20 protein-coding genes are annotated in these 21,054 nt (G+C 33.2%); 2 read left to right on the forward strand and 18 right to left on the reverse strand.

Translation table 11 applies throughout. The annotated features are described in order from the left end of the window. Positions 1 to 17 precede the first annotated feature (17 nt). The 5 genes from FC80_RS01845 to FC80_RS01865 all read right to left on the reverse strand — a co-directional run bounded on the left by FC80_RS01845 (position 18) and on the right by FC80_RS01865 (position 5,528). On the reverse strand, positions 18 to 1,088 hold the full coding sequence (locus FC80_RS01845) for an ABC transporter substrate-binding protein (protein WP_057828450.1): 1,071 nt from the start codon (positions 1,086 to 1,088) through the stop codon (positions 18 to 20). A 13-nt stretch (positions 1,089 to 1,101) separates the two neighbouring features. Then, entirely contained in the window at positions 1,102 to 1,929 is an 828-nt protein-coding gene (locus tag FC80_RS01850) for an ABC transporter permease (RefSeq protein WP_057828451.1), read from the reverse strand. Continuing rightward, complete coding sequence (locus FC80_RS01855) at positions 1,929 to 2,729, reverse strand: ABC transporter permease (protein WP_057828452.1); 801 nt, start codon at positions 2,727 to 2,729, stop codon at positions 1,929 to 1,931. Before FC80_RS01855 ends, FC80_RS01850 begins: the two co-directional genes overlap by 1 nt. Before the next feature lie 42 nt (positions 2,730 to 2,771). Next, positions 2,772 to 3,860, reverse strand: coding sequence for an ABC transporter ATP-binding protein (locus tag FC80_RS01860; RefSeq protein WP_057828453.1), 1,089 nt, complete (start codon positions 3,858 to 3,860; stop codon positions 2,772 to 2,774). 462 nt (positions 3,861 to 4,322) lie between these two features. Continuing rightward, a complete protein-coding gene (locus FC80_RS01865) occupies positions 4,323 to 5,528 on the reverse strand; it encodes an NAD(P)/FAD-dependent oxidoreductase (protein WP_057828454.1) in 1,206 nt (401 codons plus the stop codon). Positions 5,529 to 5,697: 169 nt separating this feature from the next. Here FC80_RS01865 and FC80_RS01870 point away from each other — a divergent pair, with 169 nt between their 5' ends. Beyond that, entirely contained in the window at positions 5,698 to 6,546 is an 849-nt protein-coding gene (locus tag FC80_RS01870; protein WP_057828455.1) for a DUF72 domain-containing protein, read from the forward strand. Between the two features lie 177 nt (positions 6,547 to 6,723). Here FC80_RS01870 and FC80_RS01875 read toward each other — a convergent pair whose 3' ends face one another. The 3 genes from FC80_RS01875 to FC80_RS01885 form a co-directional block, all read right to left on the reverse strand. Next, a complete protein-coding gene (locus tag FC80_RS01875) occupies positions 6,724 to 7,134 on the reverse strand; it encodes a peptide deformylase (RefSeq protein WP_057828456.1) in 411 nt (136 codons plus the stop codon). Beyond that, positions 7,131 to 8,384, reverse strand: a complete 1,254-nt coding sequence (glyA, locus tag FC80_RS01880; RefSeq protein WP_057828457.1) for a serine hydroxymethyltransferase — start codon at positions 8,382 to 8,384, stop codon at positions 7,131 to 7,133. Before glyA ends, FC80_RS01875 begins: the two co-directional genes overlap by 4 nt. Positions 8,385 to 8,482: 98 nt before the next feature. Continuing rightward, positions 8,483 to 9,121: a GNAT family N-acetyltransferase gene (locus FC80_RS01885; RefSeq protein ID WP_057828458.1), complete on the reverse strand. Its 639-nt coding sequence runs from the start codon at positions 9,119 to 9,121 to the stop codon at positions 8,483 to 8,485. A 264-nt stretch (positions 9,122 to 9,385) separates the two neighbouring features. On the opposite strand from FC80_RS01885, the gene efp reads away from it, so the two are divergent. Next, complete coding sequence (gene efp / locus FC80_RS01890; protein WP_057828459.1) at positions 9,386 to 9,943, forward strand: elongation factor P; 558 nt, start codon at positions 9,386 to 9,388, stop codon at positions 9,941 to 9,943. Between the two features lie 246 nt (positions 9,944 to 10,189). On the opposite strand, the gene FC80_RS01895 is transcribed toward efp, so the two are convergent. The 10 genes from FC80_RS01895 to FC80_RS01940 form a co-directional block, all read right to left on the reverse strand. Further along, positions 10,190 to 11,128 carry an acetylxylan esterase gene (locus tag FC80_RS01895; RefSeq protein ID WP_235807219.1) on the reverse strand — a complete coding sequence of 313 codons (939 nt, stop codon included), beginning with the start codon at positions 11,126 to 11,128 and terminating at the stop codon, positions 10,190 to 10,192. Between the two features lie 18 nt (positions 11,129 to 11,146). After that, a complete protein-coding gene (locus FC80_RS01900; RefSeq protein ID WP_057828460.1) occupies positions 11,147 to 12,535 on the reverse strand; it encodes a glycoside hydrolase family 1 protein in 1,389 nt (462 codons plus the stop codon). 1 nt (position 12,536) lies between these two features. Next, positions 12,537 to 13,412 carry an ROK family protein gene (locus FC80_RS01905; RefSeq protein WP_057828461.1) on the reverse strand — a complete coding sequence of 292 codons (876 nt, stop codon included), beginning with the start codon at positions 13,410 to 13,412 and terminating at the stop codon, positions 12,537 to 12,539. Further along, a complete protein-coding gene (locus FC80_RS01910) occupies positions 13,409 to 14,926 on the reverse strand; it encodes a sialate O-acetylesterase (RefSeq protein WP_057828462.1) in 1,518 nt (505 codons plus the stop codon). Before FC80_RS01910 ends, FC80_RS01905 begins: the two co-directional genes overlap by 4 nt. Positions 14,927 to 14,936: 10 nt before the next feature. Further along, the gene (locus FC80_RS01915) at positions 14,937 to 15,266 is read right to left on the reverse strand and encodes a PTS lactose/cellobiose transporter subunit IIA (RefSeq protein ID WP_057828463.1); all 330 of its coding nucleotides are present in this window, start codon (positions 15,264 to 15,266) and stop codon (positions 14,937 to 14,939) included. Positions 15,267 to 15,278: 12 nt separating this feature from the next. Next, a complete protein-coding gene (locus tag FC80_RS01920; protein ID WP_057828464.1) occupies positions 15,279 to 16,670 on the reverse strand; it encodes a PTS sugar transporter subunit IIC in 1,392 nt (463 codons plus the stop codon). 1 nt (position 16,671) lies between these two features. Further along, the gene (locus FC80_RS01925; protein ID WP_057828465.1) at positions 16,672 to 16,983 is read right to left on the reverse strand and encodes a PTS sugar transporter subunit IIB; all 312 of its coding nucleotides are present in this window, start codon (positions 16,981 to 16,983) and stop codon (positions 16,672 to 16,674) included. Positions 16,984 to 17,121: 138 nt separating this feature from the next. Beyond that, positions 17,122 to 17,823 carry a GntR family transcriptional regulator gene (locus tag FC80_RS01930; protein ID WP_057828466.1) on the reverse strand — a complete coding sequence of 234 codons (702 nt, stop codon included), beginning with the start codon at positions 17,821 to 17,823 and terminating at the stop codon, positions 17,122 to 17,124. A 291-nt stretch (positions 17,824 to 18,114) separates the two neighbouring features. Continuing rightward, the gene (locus tag FC80_RS01935; protein ID WP_057828467.1) at positions 18,115 to 18,954 is read right to left on the reverse strand and encodes a MurR/RpiR family transcriptional regulator; all 840 of its coding nucleotides are present in this window, start codon (positions 18,952 to 18,954) and stop codon (positions 18,115 to 18,117) included. 60 nt (positions 18,955 to 19,014) lie between these two features. Beyond that, entirely contained in the window at positions 19,015 to 20,910 is a 1,896-nt protein-coding gene (locus FC80_RS01940) for a PTS fructose transporter subunit IIABC (protein WP_057828468.1), read from the reverse strand. Positions 20,911 to 21,054 lie beyond the last annotated feature (144 nt).

Consider the following 21,054-nt stretch of genomic DNA (forward strand, 5'->3'; position numbering starts at 1 on the left):
TCTTCTCCCCCACTATCTTAATGCATCTTAAATTGTAAAAATAAATCGTTGTATTTGCTTAGATTTTTTTGAGATAAAGCATCATAAACTTCAAGATGAGCGATTGTCTTATTCGAAGGATACATGACTTTATCCCTTTGCATACTTTTTGGAAGTAGTTTTTTAGCAGCTCCATTAGGTGTTGCATATGCAACGTATTCTGCATTTTGTGCTGCATTCTTTGGGTTTAACATAAAATTCAAGAAAGCATAAGCCCCCTTTATATTTTTTGCTGTTTTTGGAATTACCATATTATCAAACCAAATATTTGAACCTTCACTTGGAATTGTATAATGAAGATGTTTATTATCATCCATCATTTCCATTGCTTCACCCGAGTATGAAACCGCAATTGGTGATTCGTTTTGTGCCATATAAACTTTTATTTCATCTGCTAAAATTGCCTTAACATTTGGCGACAACTTTTTCAATTTTCTATATGCTGCTTCTAAGTCGTTGGCATTTGTATCATTCACAGACTTACCTTGACTATTCAAAGTTAACCCCATAACTTCTCTTGCACCATCAATTAGCATAATACTATTTTTAAATTGTGGATTCCATAGATCATTCCAATGCTTAACTTCACTTGCTTTGACATACTTATCGTTGTAAATAATACCTAATGTCCCCCAAAAATAAGGTAAAGAATACTTATTTTCTGGATCAAATGAAAGATTTAAAAATTTTGAATCAATATTACTTAACCCTTTAAGTTTTTTATGATCAATTCTTAATAAGAGATGATTTTGAATCATTTTTTGAATCATATAATCACTGGGAATTGCAATGTCATAAGAGGTTCCGCCCTGTTTTATTTTTGTATACATTGCTTCATTTGAGTCAAAGGTCTCATATGAAATCTTATACCCAGTCTGTTTTTCAAACTTAGTAATTAATTTAGGGTCAATATAATCGCCCCAGTTAAAAATATTAACTACTTTATCACTCTTTCCCCCGCCACTATCCTTATTAAGCTCATATTCGGCCGTAAAAAGTGCTAGGCAAATCAAAATAATTCCAAAAAACATAACATTTAGTTTCTTCACCTTGCCTACCTCGCTATCTAATCAAGTCTTGATGCATCTTTTTTTCTCTACGATTAGTTTTTGGACTATCTCTACTGATAAAATAGTATCCTATGACTAAAACTAAAGAAAACAGAAACATCAAAGCACTCAAAGCATTTATCTCTAAACTAATTCCTTGCCTTGCTCTTGAATAAATTTCAACAGAGAGCGTCTCAAATCCATTTCCTGTCACAAAAAATGTTACTGCAAAATCATCCAAGGAATACGTAAACGCCATAAAATATCCAGCAATTATACCTGGCGTAATTGTCGGTAAAATAACACCTTTTAATATCTCCCATTGATTTGCACCTAAATCTTGAGCTGCATTAATAAAGGAAGAATTCATTTCTTGTAGTTTAGGTAACACCATCAACACTACAATTGGAATACTAAATGCAATATGTGATAACAACACAGATGTAAAACCTAGGTTAATTCCTAAAACTGTGAAGAAAATTAAGAAACTTGATCCTATAATTACATCTGGAGATACTAGAAGAATATTGTTTAATCCTAAAATAAGTGTTCTTATTTGTCGATTTTTGACCGAATAAATGCCTAGTGCTCCGCTAGTTCCAATAATTGTTGCAAGTAACGAAGACAAAAATGCCAGAAAAAATGTCTGCACTGTAATTAAAATTAATCGTTGGTCCGCCCATATTTCTTTATAATTATTCCAAGTAAAGTGTGAAAAATGATTCATTCCCCCACTACTATTAAAAGAATAGAAAATTAAGTAAAAAATTGGGAGATAAAGAACTAAAAAAACAAAAACAAGATATATATTCCTTCCAATATGTCCTTTTTTATTATTCATTATCTCCTCCTCCTTTTCTTCTCACCTGTGAGGAACATAATCAGTATCATAGTAACAATTAATATCACACCAATTGTTGATCCCATCCCCCAATCTTGTGTAACAAGAAAATTTTCTTCAATTGCTGTTCCAAGCGTGATAACTTTGTTTCCACCAATTAGGCGTGTCAACATGAATAACGAAAGCGATGGAATAAAAACAACTTGTACTCCACTTTTTATTCCATTCAATGTTAGTGGGAAAGTTACATTCCAAAATGTTTGAAATCCATTAGCACCTAGATCATGACTCACATTGATTAATGATTCATCTAGGTCATCAATTGCATTAAAAATTGGTAAAATCATAAATGGTAACTGAATATATGCAGCAACAAGCATAAAACTTGCATTTGTAAATAGTAATTGATGGCTTCCAAGTCCAATCCATTCTAGGAAATTATTAGCTGGACCTGACTGACTAAAAATACCAATAAATGCATATGCTTTCAGTAAAATATTTATCCAAGTTGGTAATATTACCAACATTAACCAAAGTTGTTTATATTTTGTCTTTGTTAAAAAATATGCTGTTGGATAACTAACCAATAATGTAATTAATGTGATTAACGCCGCATATAAAACTGAATTAAAAGTCATTTGTAAGTATGCACTAACCTTAAAAAAATTCTCATAGTTATCAATTGTAAAATGACCGTTAATTCCAATAAACGATTGATATAGAATAAGTGCAACAGGTGCTAGGACAAAAAAGATTAACCACAGGACATATGAACTAAAATAAAGTCCTCTTGTTTTCATATTTTTCTCCTCCTCAATTATTATTACTTTAAATAAACTATCCTAGCTTCCCTGATACTTCTCTAACCGTTGATAAAACTCAGCTTCACTCTCATTTGCCCGCATGATATGAATTGCTTCTGGTTCAAAATTTAACCCTACACTAGCTCCGACTTCCACTTTTTTAGTAGATCTAATTTTCCATTCATTTCCATCAATATCTGTACATACGATTTCATAGTGAACACCTCTAAAAAGCTGTGAAATTACAGTACCAACAACTTTACCTTTTTGAGATTCAGTCACTTCAATATCTTCTGGTCGCAAAACAACTTCAATAAGCTCATTCGCATTCATTCCGCCATCGACACATTCAAAAGTTTTTCCTACAAATTTTACCTTTCCATCTGCAATCATTGTACCTTCGATAATATTACTTTCACCAATAAAATCAGCCACAAATTTATTTAAAGGTTCATCATAGATTGCAGTTGGCGTACCTCTTTGAATAATCTCACCATGATTCATTACAAATATTTCGTCACTCATTGCAAGCGCTTCTTCTTGATCATGCGTTACAAAAATGAATGTTATTCCTAACCTTTTTTGAAGTTCACGCAATTCGTATTGCATTTCTTTACGCAATTTCATATCTAATGCAGAAAGTGGCTCATCGAGTAATAACACTTCAGGTTCATTGACTAAAGCTCTGGCAATCGCTACTCTTTGCTTTTGGCCGCCCGACATCTCACTAATTTCACGGTCACCAAAACCAGGTAAGCGAACCATTTTTAAGGCTTCAGTTACCTTTTCGTTAATTTCATTTTTACTTTTTTTCTTAATCTTCAACCCGAATGCAATATTATCAAATACATTGAGGTGAGGAAAGAGGGCGTAATCTTGAAAAACGGTATTAATCTTACGCTTGTTTGCAGGAATATGATTTATCTTTTGTCCATTCATTAAGATATCTCCTGAACTTTCATCAGTGAAACCCGCAATTAGGGACAGTGTAGTTGTTTTTCCACAACCAGACGGTCCCAACAGAGTATAAAATCTGCCTTTCTTCAACTCAAAGTTGATATTTTCCAAAATTACTGTATCTTTGTATTTCTTGGTCACATTACGAAACGTAATAATTGACTCAACCATTTTGATACCCTCCCCAGATAAATTAACTCGTGCCTCGCCTCATTTTCTTTTTGGGTTCTTTTGCTAATTAGAATTTTTGAATTTTTAAGGTTCTCTTTTCAATTTTGCATCAGTCTCAACAAATCTAATCCGCGAGGAGTTTGTCAAATAGTTTTTTTATGAACATTCAAAAGGGAAAGCCCTCTTCATTAGTTGTTATCTCAACTTGACGGGAGACTTTCCCACGAATCAGTTTAACAGAATTAAAAGTATTTCACCACAATATTTTATTTCACCTTATGAAAATGATAATAAGTTAAAATAGACTTGATCAAATTTATAGCTGACCTAGCCCATCATTTGTTTCGCATAATCTTAACTGAACTATCAAAATTCTACCTAAATAGTGAATTACTTAATTGTAATAATCACACTTTCATGCAATACTGCAATTTAATATCTTATGTTACATTTACTTTTTGCTTAATCAATTTTTTGTATTTCCAATACTTTTTGTAAATCATTTATACTTGGGCTTTTCTTTAGCATCTCTTTAAAATGATCCATATTAACTTCGGAACTCCATGAAAGTATTCCTACTAAATTATCATTTTCAAAATAATAAATCACAAATTTTTCATCACCAAGTTTTTCTGAGTACATTTTTAATTTTGAATCAACTTTTCCAACTGCTTCCCAATTAATATCGAATACCCAACTATAAAACACCGGTGTATAATCGTATGTCCCAACTTCTCCCGCTAACTGTTTACCAACAAATAAACCAGATTGAATAGCATGTCTTACATGTCCTGCACTTTGTTGCCCCAAAATCTTATCAGGATATGAAATAATGTCACCCGCTGCCCAAATACCAGGAATAGATGTTTGTAAGTGTTCATCGACAACCACACCATATTCATCAACTTTAATTCCTGCATCACTTGCCAAACTAGAATTGCTATCGGCCCCAATTCCTAATACTAACCCATCACTTTCTAATACATCACCATTATCTAGAAAAACTTTAACACCCTTTTCTATTAGTTCATAACCTGTTACTTTACTTTCATGATAAATTTTCATCCCTGCATTCAAATACCTTTGTTCATACTTTTCACTCAAAAATGCCGGAAACTTCTTGTCAAAAATTCGCTTTCCTGTAATTACAAACGTTACTTTTGTATCACTTTGAATCAGTCCTGCTGCAATTTCACTACCTATATATCCATTACCAACAACAATTACATGCTTATTATTTCCACTAAATTTGCGAATCTTAAGATAGTCTTGCTTGGTTCTTAGTGCAATAACACGATCACTTTTTTCACCTGTAAGACTCCTTGCTGTGCTCCCAGTTGCAAGTAATAATTTGTCATATGCAATTTTTTCTGCAGTATTTGTTTCTACAATATGGTTTTTTATATCAATTTTTGTTACGGTTGTTTCTAACATAATAGTAGCATCAAATTTTTCTGCGGTATGAAAATCAATATCTTCGTCATGAAAATTAGAATCAACCCATAACTTCTTGCTCAGAGCAGGTTTGGCATACGGTTCATCAACATCTGCCGAAATCATTGCTATGCTACCTTTTTTGTCGATAGAACGAATTCCAGCTACTGCTTGATCAGCTGACATTCCACCACCAATAATTAAATAGTTATATTTTTTCATTTCTTGTGTCATTCTTACTACCTCCTTAGTTAATCAATCCAAATTAATTGTTAAAATCCAAATTGTTACTGAACTTTATTATAAATTATATCTAACACAACTTAAAAAAACTTGCTTATTTTTATTAATCAAAGAAAAAATGCTATAATATCGAATATTAACCTACAAAAGGAGTACAAAAATGTACACTATTGGACTAACTTCATGGAGTGAACATGTCTCCTTGATAAAAAACATTCACCCATCGCTAACACTTAGTGAATATAGCGCTTTTTTCCCAACTGTTGAAATTGATACTTTTTTTTATGGTATTCCCAGTGTAGAAGCTGTTTCGAATTGGTTGAATCAAGTCCCAAAAAATTTTAAATTCGTGGTAAAAGCCAACAGTGTTCTAACACTTCATAATAATCAAGAAAGTTCATCGAAAAAAATTAAAGAAACTCTTCAGAAATTTAAAACAGCTATTAATCCATTACTAGAAACTAACTCGCTCAAAACAATTTTGTTACAATTTCCACCCTTTTTTGAGGCTACCAAACAAAACATAGCATATTTAATATATTTACGTAATGAATTTACAGGATTACCTCTTTCAATTGAATTTCGTAACGCTTCGTGGTTTGCAGATTCAACATTCAACTCGCTAGTCTTGTTTTGTCAAACTAAACAAATCACCCTTGTCACAGTTGACGAACCGCAACTTGGAAAAAAGTCAGTCCCGTTTAAAACAATTGTAACAAATCCAAAGCTTCTTTTGGTAAGGCTTCATGGGAGAAATAAAGCGGGTTGGCTACATAAGGGAGCTGACTGGCGAAAATTTAGAACATTGTACAACTACTCTAATGATGAATTACTTGATTTACAAGCAAAACTTGTCCCAATTGAAAATAATACAAAAGAAATTTGCATTATTTTTAACAACAACTCAGGTGGCCATGCAGCCAATAATGCTCTTTCTTTAAAAAAGCTTTTAAATATTGAATTCGATAATCTAAATAAGCGTCCTCCTCAACAGTTGGATTTTTTTTAATATTTTGATATTTCTACAAAACTCATCCCCAAAATTTCTATGTCCCATCATTTCACACTATTGAGTAATTCAAAAAATTTATACCACAGCAAAAAACACTATTACTGTCCAACATCCCAAAGTTTTGAGTTTAGACAATAAATAGTGTTTTTTAATCTTATCAATAGATACTACAAATCAAATAATGATCCCATCACAATGATCAATTTCATGTTGAATAATTTGAGCAAACAAACCAGAAAAGTTTTGTTTTTGTTCTTGAAAATTTCTATCAAGATACTTTAGCGTGATGTCTTTGTAGCGTTTTGTTGTTCTTTTACCAATCAATGACAAACAACCTTCTTCAGTTTCATAAGCTCCACTTTTTTTCAAAATCTCGGGGTTTACCATTGAAACTGCAAATGGCTCCAGCTGGCAAACTATAATTCTTTTGTATTCGCCAATCATATTTGCAGCCATCCCAATGCATTCTTCTTTATAAGCATTTAATGTATCTTCTAAATTAACCACTATTTGTTGATCTTCTTTTGTTGCAAGTGTTGATATAATATGCAGACTCTCCAAATTTTTGTTAATTAGCTTAATCATCTAATTGCACCAGCAGCATATATTGGGTGTTTATCTGTCAACTTTTTAACTTTTACTTTAACATTTTGCAAAGCCGCAGAATCGCCTGATGACTCTAAAACCTCAATAATCAATTGCGCAACTTCTTTAGCGTCGTTTTCAGAAAATTTCCTACTAGTAATCGCGGCTGTTCCTACTCGAATTCCACTAGTCTTAAATGGACTAAGTGTTTCAAAAGGAATTGAATTTTTATTAACTGTAATATTAACTGTATCCAGTAATTTTTCTGCTTGTTTTCCATTCAAATCAAATCCTGAAACATCAACCAGTATTAGATGATTGTCTGTCCCACCGGAAACCAAGCGCGCCTTAGGATCTTGAGCAAATACTTCTGCCATTGCAGCCGTGTTTACAATAATCTGCTTACAATATTCTTTAAAACTCGGATCAAGAGCTTCTTTAAATGCAACTGCCTTAGCTGCTATTACGTGTTCAAGTGGCCCACCTTGAGTCCCTGGAAAAATAGCACTATTCACCTTTTTGGCCAAATTTTCATCATTTGTCAAAATCATACCGCCGCGTGGACCACGTAGCGTTTTATGAGTAGTAGTTGTTGTAATATCTGCATATGGCACAGGACTAGGATGTAAGCCACTAGCAACAAGGCCAGCAATATGTGCCATATCAACCATTAATTTAGCTCCAACTGTGTCTGCAATTTCTCTGAATTTTGCAAAATCAATAATTCTCGAATATGCACTTGCACCAGCGACAATTAATTTTGGATTATGTTCCTTAGCCAACTCCAAAATGCTTTCATAATTAAGCCTTTCAGTTTCTTTATCAACACCATAACCAACAAAGTTATATGTTTTACCGCTAAAATTAACAGGTGATCCATGAGTAAGATGTCCACCTGCTGCTAAATCCATTCCTAAAACTGTATCACCTGGATTTATTAGTGCAAGATATGCAGCTGCATTTGCCTGGGATCCTGAATGTGGCTGAACATTAACAAACTTAGCCCCAAAAAGCTCCTTTGCACGTTCAATCGCCAAACTCTCAACTACATCTATGTACTCACATCCACCATAATATCGTTTTTTAGGATAACCTTCAGCATATTTATTTGTAAGAACACTTCCTTGTGCTGCTAATACAGCCTTGGACACGATATTCTCTGAAGCAATCAATTCTAAATTACCTTGTTGCCGTTTTTCTTCATTCTCAATTGCACTCCACAACTCCGAATCAAACTCTTTATAATCCATTTACTAATCATCTCCAGTCTTGCTTGCTATTGTACCACAATAACAAACATTATTAATCCGCTAAAATGGTTGTTTTAGTAGCGATTTTCCCTTATCTGCTAACCAATACTCCCCTCATACAAATAATAAATTTCAGGTTGTTTTTGCGGAGTACCATTTTTGTCTTTCCAAAAGAAATTCTTTTGATTGATACATTTTAATCCTTTATAATCATAGAACCTAAAATTTGAGGAATTATCTGTAAACAAATAGAAATTTTTTACTTTTAACTCTTTCAAATAGTTATAAAAATGTTCAAATAACTTGCCACCTATTCCCATTCCTTGAAATCCCTTTTTTACAATTAACAGGTTGAGTGCTCCCCCATATTTTTTATTGCTCAATGCCAAAAGCTCTTCATCAATATTCATTGTTTCCATGTATTGTGCAAAAATATAATTTTTGTCTTCATAACCAGCAAGTTGTGCTAAAGATTTTAATTGTCTTCGTTGCCAAATAAACTGCAACCGTGACCACTGTTCATGACTTGTGGCAACTATTCCGACAACTGAATTATCTACGACTGCTACAAAAACATCATCTGAGCCTACAAGTAAATCACATAAGAAAAACTCTGCCATTGGTCTAACAAGTGGTTTTTCAATCCATTCTCGGTAATCCCATGTTTCAATAACCATTTCAAGAACCGTTTGATAATCATCGTCACTTATTTTTCGGTAACTCACTCTTTTTTGCATCAAAAAACTCCCCTACTAGAATATTTAACCTAGTTTCATCATAACTCAAAAAAATTTATAATAAAATTACAGCCTACTTTTTATTAAATTTTTACATTTAGTCCTTTATTATTTATATACACTTTCTTTATGCTATACTGAAGTATGGTACTGAAAATAATAAAAATGGTGGAAATATAATGACACGTTGCGTTTTTGAACTATCCCTTGCACCTCCTTTTTTGTTTTAACATCAAACAAAAAAATAAAAGGAGTATTTAAAAAATGACAGAAGCAATTGAATTAAAAGCAGGAATGATTTTTGAAAAAGATGGCAAATTAATCAAGGTTCTTGAAACAAATCACCACAAACCAGGTAAAGGCAATACAGTTATGCAAATGAAGCTTAATGATATTCGTTCAGGCTCTATTGTCCAAACAACGATGCGTCCAACTGAAAAAGTAGATTTGGCAATCGTTGATAAGAAAAAAGCTCAATTTTTGTATCAACAAGATGATATCGTTTTTTTCATGGACCTAGATACTTATGAACAATATGAACTGCCTGCTCAATTAATTGAAGCAGAAAGTAAATATCTTCTTCCAGATTTGCAAGTTCAATTGAATTTTTGTAAGAATGAATTAATTGGTATTGACCTGCCAACAACTGTCGAAATGACTGTTATTGAAACAGAACCTATAATTAAAGGTGCCACAGCTGCAAGTGGTGGTAAACCTGCAACAATGGAAACTGGACTTGTTGTTGTCGTCCCTGACTTCATCAAAAATGGCGAAAAATTGATTATAAATACAGGAACTGGATCGTATAAGCAACGTGCCTAATTGAAATTAAAAGACAAAGCATTCAAAATTTCTTTCATGACTCCTTATTTTTATGTAAATTCTTAGTTGAATTTCTTTTTTACTATAGCACTAAGGGGACTTCATGAATTAATTATCTGAATCCGAATAGCTTTTAAACAGTCAACTACACTAAGTTACAATTTAATACTTGTTATTAACAAGAATCGAAATAAAGCAGCAATGGTAGATCAAAAATTAGACCTACCATTGCTGTTTTATTTTACATTATTCAATAAAAAAGCCATACCACTTATCCATTACTTTTGGTAAATATTCATGTCCATATTCAGGTAACATTACTAATTCTTTAGAGCTCTTTATCCGATTAAATGCAGCCATCTGTGTTTCAGGAGGCACTACCTGATCATTTAACCCCATTGCCCACTTAACTTCTGCTTTAATATTTTCTGCAAAATACTTGATATCAATATATTCAAGAGTATCAAAGACCTCTTTTTCCTTTACATGTAGGGAATCACGATATCTAAACCAATATTGTAGCTCACTAAAAGCAGTTTGATCTCCTAATTTGAACGCTTTTTTAAAATCAGATAAGAAAGGATAACAAACTTGCACTTTATAAATATCTGGGATAAGCCCCGCACAAGCAATTGCTAATCCACCTCCCTGGGAAACACCCTGCAGAAAAATTTTCTTTTCATTCACGTATTCCAATGATTTTAAAATATTCACAGCTTGAACTGTATCCAAGTAAACATTACGATAATATAATCGAGCAGGATTTTCTTCCTCGATACCTCTTATCAAGAGTCCCTTCAGTACATCACCTTTTACAGTATCTGCATATGTTGATTGGCCACCTTGACCACGACAATCCATTGCCATAACAACAAATCCCTCTGCTACCCACGATATTTTTGAAGTATAGTCTCCTGCATCACAATGATAACCATGAAAAATCAACATTGCTTTATGCTTTTTTTTGGTAACCTTAGGAACAAGCAATTGGCAATGAACCTGGGCATTTCCAACTCCATTAAAATAAAGGTCATAAAAATTGGCTATATTTGATGGAATATTGACTTGATTCAACTTAAATCCAATTCCTCTTTGTTGAACCTCACTAACTCCATTTTCCCAAAATTCATCAAAACCAATTGGCTTTTCACCAATTCCCATATAATTTGAATATTTATTTTCCACTATTCAATACACACCTCTTTAAAATCCATTTCTTTTACTCAACTTTTCAAACCAATAACCTGACTTCTTTATTGTTTTAACTTGAGTGTGTATGTCATTTCTAATTAGCCCATATCTATTACGATATGCATTTTTCCATGACCAACAATCTATCCCAGTCCATGTAAAATATCCTTGGCAATGTGAGCCTTCACTGATTCCTTTTTGAAGTTCACTGAGATGGTTTTTCATGAAATCAATTCGGTAGTCATCTTGAACAATTCCGGTTTCATCTATGAACCTTTCTTCGTTAGAAACACCCATCCCATTTTCAGAAATAAACCAATCGATATTCTCATAGTTATCTCTAATGTTAATTGCAATATCATATAGTGATTTTGGATATATCTCCCAGTTCTTATCGACATTCATAACTCTTCCAGGCATTTCATAATCATCAAAATAAATATCAGGCATCCAGTCTTGTAAACTATTTGCCGCAATATCTGGACTTTGCACTCTCATAGGATGATAATAATTAACACCTAAGTTATCAATAGTATTGTTTTTTATGATATCCAATTCTAAAGAAGTAGCATCCCAAAGCACCTTAGCTTCTCGTAATAATACAACTAATTCTTCAGGAAACTTGCCTTTTATAGCCGGATCTAAAAACATTTTATTTGCCCAAAGTTCAGCAATATTTGCAGCTTTTTTGTCAGCTTCACTCTCACTTGCTGGATACGCTGGCGTTAGATTAAGAATTATTCCAATTTTCTTTTCCTTATTGCTTCCATATAATTTGTTAAATTCTAAAATGGCTTTTGCAGAAGCAAGGTTTATGTTATATGCAACTTGCACCGAAAGAGGGCCATTCACTTTTAAGGGATAATGAAATTTATATAAGTAAGCGCCATCTAAAATTACTTTGGGTTCATTAAATGTAAACCAATTATTTACACGATCACCAAACAATTTAAAACATTGTCTTGCAAAAGCAGCATAAAGATCAACCACATGCTTAGATTCAAAACCACCATACTTATGTTGTAACTCAACTGGCATATCAAAATGGAAAAGATTTATATAAGGTTCAATCCCATTTGCAAGCATTGTATCAATTACATCATTATAAAAACTAACAGCTTCAGCATTCAATGAAGCGGTTTCAAAATCATCAATTAGACGACTCCACTGAATTGATGTTCTCAAAGCTTTAATTCCCGCTTTTTTCATCAAAAGCAAATCTTCCTTGTAGTCATTGAAGAAATTCGATGTTGTATCTGGTCCAACTCCATCATAAAAAGCAGTAGGTTCTTGTTGATACCAGTAATCAAAAACATTTTGATGTTGCTTCTTAAAATTACCTTCTGACTGAGGTCCCGAAGTGGCAGCCCCCCATACAAAATTTTGGGGAAATTCTAACATTTTATTTACCTCCCTGTGTTGTTATATAATCTTCGACCGCTCCGCGTAAGTTAGCTTCTCCTTTATATTGACAAGCTTCTACAATAGGTTTAATACTTGCTATTCCAACCTTTCTTCTTATTATTGCAATTTTTTCATCAATCATGTTTAGTAGCTCTGGATTTTCGGAAATACTTCCCCCAATAATAATTTTTTCAGGATCAAAACTATATTGAATGTTATAAACTGCGGTTGCCAATACACTAATCATTCTTTCAATTCCTTCTTTTGCAATTAAATCATCTTGTTTTGCCAACTCAAAAACTTTTTTCCCACTGGCTTTTTTGCCTGTCTTTTGCTGATACCATTTTCCAAGTTCTACCGGTGAACCTAAGTTACTTAATGTATGCTCATCATCCGCTAACATATATCCGAACTCACCCCCAAAAAGATGTGCCCCATGCCAAATTTTTCGATCAATCACAACTGTTCCACCTACACCTGAACCAATTACTAAAAAAGCTAAACTTTGATTTTTTTCCCCCGCGCCTACTGCCAATTCTGCTAAAGCAGCACAATTGGCATCATTTTCCAATGTAACTGGTAAGTCAAATATTTTTTTTAATTTTGATTGCATATCGAAGTTATGAATATATGGAATAGCTGAAGCTCCCTCAATAACACCACTCACTTTATTCACTGCTCCAGGAGAACTGATTGCAACTCCCACGATATCGATTTTTTCCTTTATTTTTTCGATCTCTGTAGCTAACAAATCATAAAAACTAGTTAAATCACTAGGAGTTTGAATTCGATGTATATCAAGTAATCTTGATTCATCCCAAGTTGCAAACTTAATCGTTGTTCCTCCTATATCCACTACTGCCAACTTTGTCATTTGCTTAACCTCGCTTTCTCCTTCTCAATCACAATTCTAAATGGCGATAAAGGTAACCCAAATTCATTAAAGATTCCTAAATTGGGGAAATTTATAAATCCGTATTCAACACTTGCTGCCCCTTGAGGCAAATCAATTTCAATTTTATTTCCAGCAAAATTATTTGCAGAAAATAAGGATTCTACTTTATTGCCCTTTGTTTTTACAACAAACTGTGTATTATTTTTAAAACTAAGCGTTAAAGCATGACTGACGATAATTGTTAAGCGATTTGCTTCATAACACATCTTTGTAATTCCAGGAGTTTCAGCATATTGATTTTCTTGTAGTATATTCCCAATTCGAATCCCTGGAGTTTTTTTATCCGTTGGATGAATATTATGACTTTCTCCTAAGTCACTAATTGAACACAATTTTACATATGGAATTTTCATTGTAGCTCGTAATTGGACCTGTCGTATTTTTGCCCAAGTGTTATCAATTCCATCTTCATAACCTGGTAATTGTATTAAAAGAAATGGTAACGATTTATCTCTAAAAAGTTCACGCCAAGTATTTATCAAGTTGCTTAGCAGTTCTTCATAATAATCAGCATTTTCGGTATCATTTTCTCCCTGATACCACACTACATTATTAAAGGTTCCATACTTTATTTGCAGAATCATCGTTTCAAAAAGTCCCCCTGGCCTCAAGTAACTTTCTGGTCTCATTGGCGGTGGCCAAGGAGTATGTCCAACAACATCTTTGACTTCATTTAATGTTTTTTCAGGATATTTCTTTTGATATTCCAGTAAACTATTTTGATGATTTTTTACTTTCTTTTCATAATTTAAATCTTCTTGATCAAAGTCAGCCTTAGTTTTGTTTAAAATTGCATCTTCAAATGGTTTGATAAAATGGTCATTTAACACTTTGCTCTCTTTAAGAAGATTTAGAGGCAACCAGCAAGAAGCCGAGGTCCCACCTTTATAACAATCTACAATACCTATTGGTCCTTCATAATCTCTTGCCAGCACCTTACTAGCATAAAAAGCAATTGCTGACATTCCACCAATATTGTCTCTTGTGGCCAACAGCCACTGCCCTTTTTTTAAATCTGTTGGTCTTTTTTTATTTCTTCTTTTATCAAAAAATTCAATTTGTGGTACATTGAAAAAATAAACACTGTCATTTTGATATATCTTTTTTTCATTTTCAAAATGTTGCTCATCTTCCAGTTTAAATTCAATGTTAGATTGACCAGCAAATAGAAAAACCCTACCAAAGTGAACATTATTTATTATTTGAGAAAAGCCACCACTTTTGCCAATAATGCTAATTGCCTTTTTTGAAGCAGCATGTGCAGGAAATTCTATTGACCATTCTCCCCTAGAGTCTGCACTTGTTTCAATCGTTACTTTTTCTAGAGATAGTAGGACTTTTGTATATGGTTTCACTGTCCCTCCAAATCTAATTTCTTTGTTAGCCGGTAAAACCATGTTGTCAGAGAAATAATCTGCAAAAATTTGTCCCATTTTATTCACCTTACTTAATCTTAGACAATTCTGCCACTTTTTTATTCAAAGTAATAACTTTTTGAGCAACAGTTAACATCATGTCAGCTGAGATAAAATGATCTTGTGAGTGAATTAGCAGAATTGATTTTTCGACTTTTTCTCCGTTCATTTCTGCTGTCATCCATGCAGTTTGAACATTATGTGCTTCATGTAAGACTTTCTTTGCTTCTTCTAACATATCATCTGCACTTTTAAAATCGTTTTTTTCAGCTAGACTCATTGCTTGAATACATAAAGATTTTGCATTTCCAGCAATCGAAATCAATTGCATCGCTTTTTCTAATTGTTTTTCATCCATTCTTATCACCTCTTATAATTCAGCAGTTGCTTGATCTTCAAGTTGTTTCGATTCATCAGCATTTATTCTGTTATCCATTTTGATAAAAGGAACGTAAATTACTACAGTAACTACAAAAATTATAAGTTGAACAATTAATCCATTTATGCTGCCTGTATAGAGTAATCCAGATATTAATGTTGGTACTGTCCATGGTACATTATTAACAATTGGTGCAATAAAGCCAATCTTTGTAAAGAAAATACCAATATAGAAATCTATTGGCCATGTTATAACCCATGGAATAAAATATATAGGATTTAAAATGATTGGTAGCCCGAATAAAACTGGTTCAGCTATGTTAAAAACTGCAGGCATAACCGCAACTTTTGCAACTTTCTTGACAGAAGCTCTTTTTGAAAAAATCATTAATGCCACAACAGGTGCAAGTGCGCCCATTCCAGCTGCAACCGTTGAAAAGTTCAAAAATAAAGTTGAATAAATATGATGCGCTTGACCAAGCATATTTTGAGTATCATTGATGTTCCAAGTCAAACCGAAAATTGGTCCCCAAATTGATGTTGGATGAATTCCAAACCAAAATAAAAAGCCTTGACTAAACATTGCAATAAATGCAAAAAATGCTGTTCCAGAAATTGCTAAAGCTGGTTTTTGAAGCATTGTAAGTAATAATTCAGGCATTGTTTGTCCCGTGAACATTGTACTTAATCCAGTCAAAATTATAAATACACCCATTGTACAAACACCGGGAATTAGCGATTCAAAACTACGTGCAACAGCCGGTGGTACAGAGTCTGGCATCTTAATTGTAATATTTTTATTCAAAATTTTGTTGTAAATCCAAACTGCAAAACCACTGATTAGTAAAGCAGCAAAAACACCTTTTGTTCCAAAATACGTGGTATCCATATAATTCAAGACATTAACTGCCTTCTTAGCACCCGTTGCAGTATATTCAAAATTCCAAGGCATACAAATGAAGAATGCACCTAACGCATATAAGACAGATGTCATATGTTCTTTACTCTTTGGAAAATATTTTCTTGAGAATGTATTTGAAAAAATTACAACAAGTAATACCGCAAAAGTACTCAAAGATCCATTTGAGACCAATCCTATAAGATTCCCAGTTGTTGTAAGTCCATGAAACAATCCAGAAGCTTGCCAAGCTGACCAGGAACCACTAATCAATAATCCTAGCCTGAGTCCTTCCTTCCCAAAAATCAACCCATTTGTTGGATCAATAAAAACATTTTGAATCATAATAGCAAAACCAGCAATCATCGAGGTTGCTGCAACAATAATGAATGAATCACGAAGAGTTAAAAGTAATTTATTTGCTGCAAGTTTACCAGCAAATGCCGTAAATTTCATCTCTAATCCTTGAAAATATTTTTTTTCCATTTTACTCTATCCCCTCTCTTTTCAATCTATCTACTAATATCTCACCATCCATGCTTCCAAACTCTTGCATTGTTAGTTTTATAATTTTTTTACCTGGATGTTGCTTAACAATCTGGTCATATGCCCAACTAATCTGTGGAGCTATTAAGATAACATCAACTTCTTCTGCAATTTCATCAATCATTCCTAAATCGTAAGCGTCAACTTGCACATTTTTTCCTTCTGCATCATAAACCTTTTGCATCTTGGAACCAGCTAAACTAGTTGACATACCACCTGAACAAAATAAAGCTACTTTTAATTCTTTTTCCATAATTAAGTTCCTCCTTTTTTTGGTAACGTTTACATTAATTATAATAAAACCGCTTACATAATTTGTCAATACATATTTTTAATTGTAATGACAAATAAAAAACACAATCCTTAAGTCTTGTCCTGTCTTTATCATTATTTACTTTTTAATATGCTGTTTTATTTTATATTTGTTAGCTCTATAATAGTAGCGTGTCCATTCAAACAGCTGACCACTATCCAGGAAAGTCCTTTGCTCACATTTTAATAGCGGTTCAAGTTTAGTAATTTGTAATATCCTATTTAATTTTTCATCCGAGATAACGGTTGAAATTTCACGAATTGCCGTTTTAGGATTTAACACAAGTTCATCTTCCAAAAAAGTATATAAAGAATGTTCAAAAACATCTAGTCGTATTCCCTGAATAACTTTGGATGGTAGGTAGATTACTTGATATCCCATAATTTCATCGTTTTGTTTTAAAATCCGCTCTATTTTATAAACTAAGTCATATTCATTGATGTTAAGTTTGGCAGCCATTTCTTTTGAAGTTTTTTGTATTTCAAAATTCAATATTTCTATCTGATATTCTTCTAAGTTAAATAAGTCTAAGCTTTTTTTATCGAATCCCTTTCCAACTCCATTTGCATCCTTTACAAAAGTACCTGAACCTTGAACTCGATATATTAGGCCTTGTTTTTCTAACTCATCTAAAGCTTTCCTTACCGTTATTCTGCTCACGTTAAAGCTTTTTGCAATTTGGATTTCTTGTGGTAATTGATCATCTACTTTAAAATTCTCTTCATGGATTAATTGCCTAAAATGATCAGCTATTATCACATATTTAGGAGTTTCCTTCATACTAAATTCCTCACATTCTCATTGTTTAACGTTACTCAATAAAAATATTACTCCAATTATTAGATAAATGTCATTACAAATAACTTATTTTATAAGACAACTTAAAAAAGAAAAGAAGTATAACACTAATTGGGAGACTTCATAAACTAACAAAAAATCATTTAAATAGCATTAAGCTTTATTATTCATAAAAGATTGAAGAGAAAAACATGTTTATACGGAAAAAGAGGGACTAAATCAAAAATTAACTTTTGATTTAGTCCCTCTTTTTTTGACCTTATATCAGATTTTTTAAATCTTGGTATCAGAAATAATTGTTTCATGCCCCATAATCTTGCTCAATCGTTTCCGGTCTTTTGCTATCAGCAATAAAAAGATAGTTTCTATTACTGTCATCGCTGCAACCCTGGAAAAATAATACTCTGATTGCAGGACCCTTTGTCGAACCGCTGTTCTCAAATGATAGTCTGCTTCAAGTGCAATAGGTGAATCATTGCGGTTAGTAATTGCAATAATCTTCATTCCTTGCTTCTTTGCAACAGCCATCTGCTTCAATAATGCTTTAGACTCTCCAGAATTTGAAATAACCATTAATACATCTGAATTTTTCAGATTTAGTGTTTGCCCAATTGATGTTTGCCATGACTCTGAGCAAATCGCTAAAATACCAATTTGATTAAAGCGATACGAGGCATCTTCAACGACTGGAAAAGTATTTCCTTCCGCTGCAATTTGTAAAACACGTGCCTCTTCTATTAATCTCATTACATTTTCAATTGTTGCACTTGCAATACTGGTCAACGTATTTGTTATCTCAGCATTCTTATTGTCTTTAATATTGGCAAGCGCCTGTTGAACATTATCGATATTAATAACTTTATAATAACTAGATTCATCATCAGAAACTTTTGCCAGTTCAATCTTTAATTGATGAAATCCATTTAACTGTAAATTCTTACAAAAACGAGAAACAGATGCCTCGCTCACAACTGCATTCGTCGCTAATTCAGATATCGTATAGTTAACTGCATCTCCAGGATTTTTCAAAATAACCTGTGCAATTTTTTTGTCAGTTTGTGTCATCGCATTTAAATTGCTGTATATCGTATCGATTACATTTTCACTGCTCATTAATTTGGTCCTCCAAATAACTATTAAAAATTATTTTAACTATACCATATCGTTAATTCCTTAAAAAGCATTATCTTTTTTAGGTTTCCAAATTCCATAGATTGTGCCAGCAACAACTGAGCCAATTACTAATGACAAAACAAAATATAAAGGATTATGCATTAACAATACCACCCAAAGTCCACCATGGGGTGCTGGGACGCTAACATTCCAGAATTGAGCAAGCCCACCTCCAAGAACTGAGCCTACAATACACGATCCAATCACACGTACTGGATCAGCGATTGCAAAAGGAATTGCTCCTTCTGTAATAAAAGATATTCCTAAAACATAATTACTTATTCCCGCTTTTTGTTCATCTGCTGTGAACTTATTTTTCCATATCGTTGTGGCAATTGCGATTGCAAGCGGTGGAATCATACCACCCACCATAACAGAAGCCATCATACTACCATTGCCTGTTGCTGTTAACACACCTATTGCAGTAGTATATGCAGCCTTATTGACTGGTCCACCCAAGTCGACAGCTTGCATTCCGCCAAGAATTGCCCCAAGTAAGATTGCATTTGCAGTACCCATCGTTGTTAAGAAGTGTACTAAAAATAAATTAACTACTGAAAAAATTGGATCAATCACAAAAAACATTAAAGTACCTACAAGAAATAAACCAAGTACAGGGAAGATAATCATTGGTTTAAGTCCATCAAGTGATTTAGGTAACCTAATGAATAATTTTTTAAGCACTAAAATCAGATAACCAGCAATGAATCCGGCAATAATTCCACCAATAAATCCAGCACTCCCATTTGATTTGACAATACTTGCACTTGCTTGTGTAGCCATATATCCACCAACAAATCCCGGCATCATTGCTGGACGATCACCAATTGAAAATGCGATAAAACCAGCTAAAATTGGAATCAAAAAGCTAAAAGCATTCGTTCCAAGAGAATTTAAAAACACAAAAGCCGTCGAGGTCTTACCTAAAGATTGTTCAAGTAAGAACGAAATCGCCATTAAAATTCCACCCCCAACAACAAACGGCAGCATGTTTGAAATCCCACTCATCAAATCTTGATAAACATGATGCCAAATTCCTCCTTGTTGCCCCTCGTCTGCCTTAATAACTTCCGCATTTTCACCATTAAAAATTGCCGGCTTCCCATCAAGAACAGCTTGGATTAATTTCTCAGGTTTTTTTATTCCATCAACTACTGCTGTTTGTAGTACTTTTTTCCCGGAAAAACGATCAACCTCAACTTTCTTATCAGCTGCAACAATCACACCTATAGCTTGATCAATTTCTGATGTACTCAATCGATGCTTTACACCCTCAGATCCGTTTGTTTCAACTCTCATTTTGACATTCATCTTCTTGCCAGCTTCAAGCAAGGCTGATTCCGCCATATAAGTGTGTGCTATCCCAGTAGGACACGCAGTCACAGCAACAATTAATGGTAAGTTTTTTTCATCAATAGCTGATGATTCTTTTTTCTTTTTTTTATCACTTGCCTTTTTAAATAATTCTTGTACTTCATCAGATGTTTTAGCATTTTTTAGACTTGAAATCAATTCACTATCTAACAGTAAAGATGACAAACTTGCTAAAGCTTGAAGATGGATATCGTTAGCATTAGCTGGTGCAGCAATCATAAAAAATAAATGTACTGGTTGTCCATCCAGTGCTTCATATTCGATTCCCACCGAACTTTTTGCAAATAATACCGCAGCTTTTTTTACAGCTATATTGCGAGCATGTGGCATTGCTATTCCATCACCAATTCCAGTTGTTGCTTCCTCTTCTCGTTTAAAAATATCCTTAGCAAAAAGTTCCTTATCATCGACTAAACCGCTTACAAAAAATGAGTTAATCATTTCATTAAGGGCATCCTCCTTAGTCCTCGCTTTTAAATCCATAATCATGATGTCTTTTCTCAGAATATCCAATACGTCCATCGTGAAAACCTCTTTCTTGATTTTTTTATTAATGAAATTAATTACAACAAAAATGTAACCGCTTTTTCTAAATTTGTCAACTACAAATTTAAAGTGTTGACAAATAAAATTTCAAGTAATATCATTTACTTGTAAATTATTTTC

This window comes from Liquorilactobacillus cacaonum DSM 21116 (genome assembly GCF_001436735.1).
GTDB lineage: Bacteria > Bacillota > Bacilli > Lactobacillales > Lactobacillaceae > Liquorilactobacillus > Liquorilactobacillus cacaonum.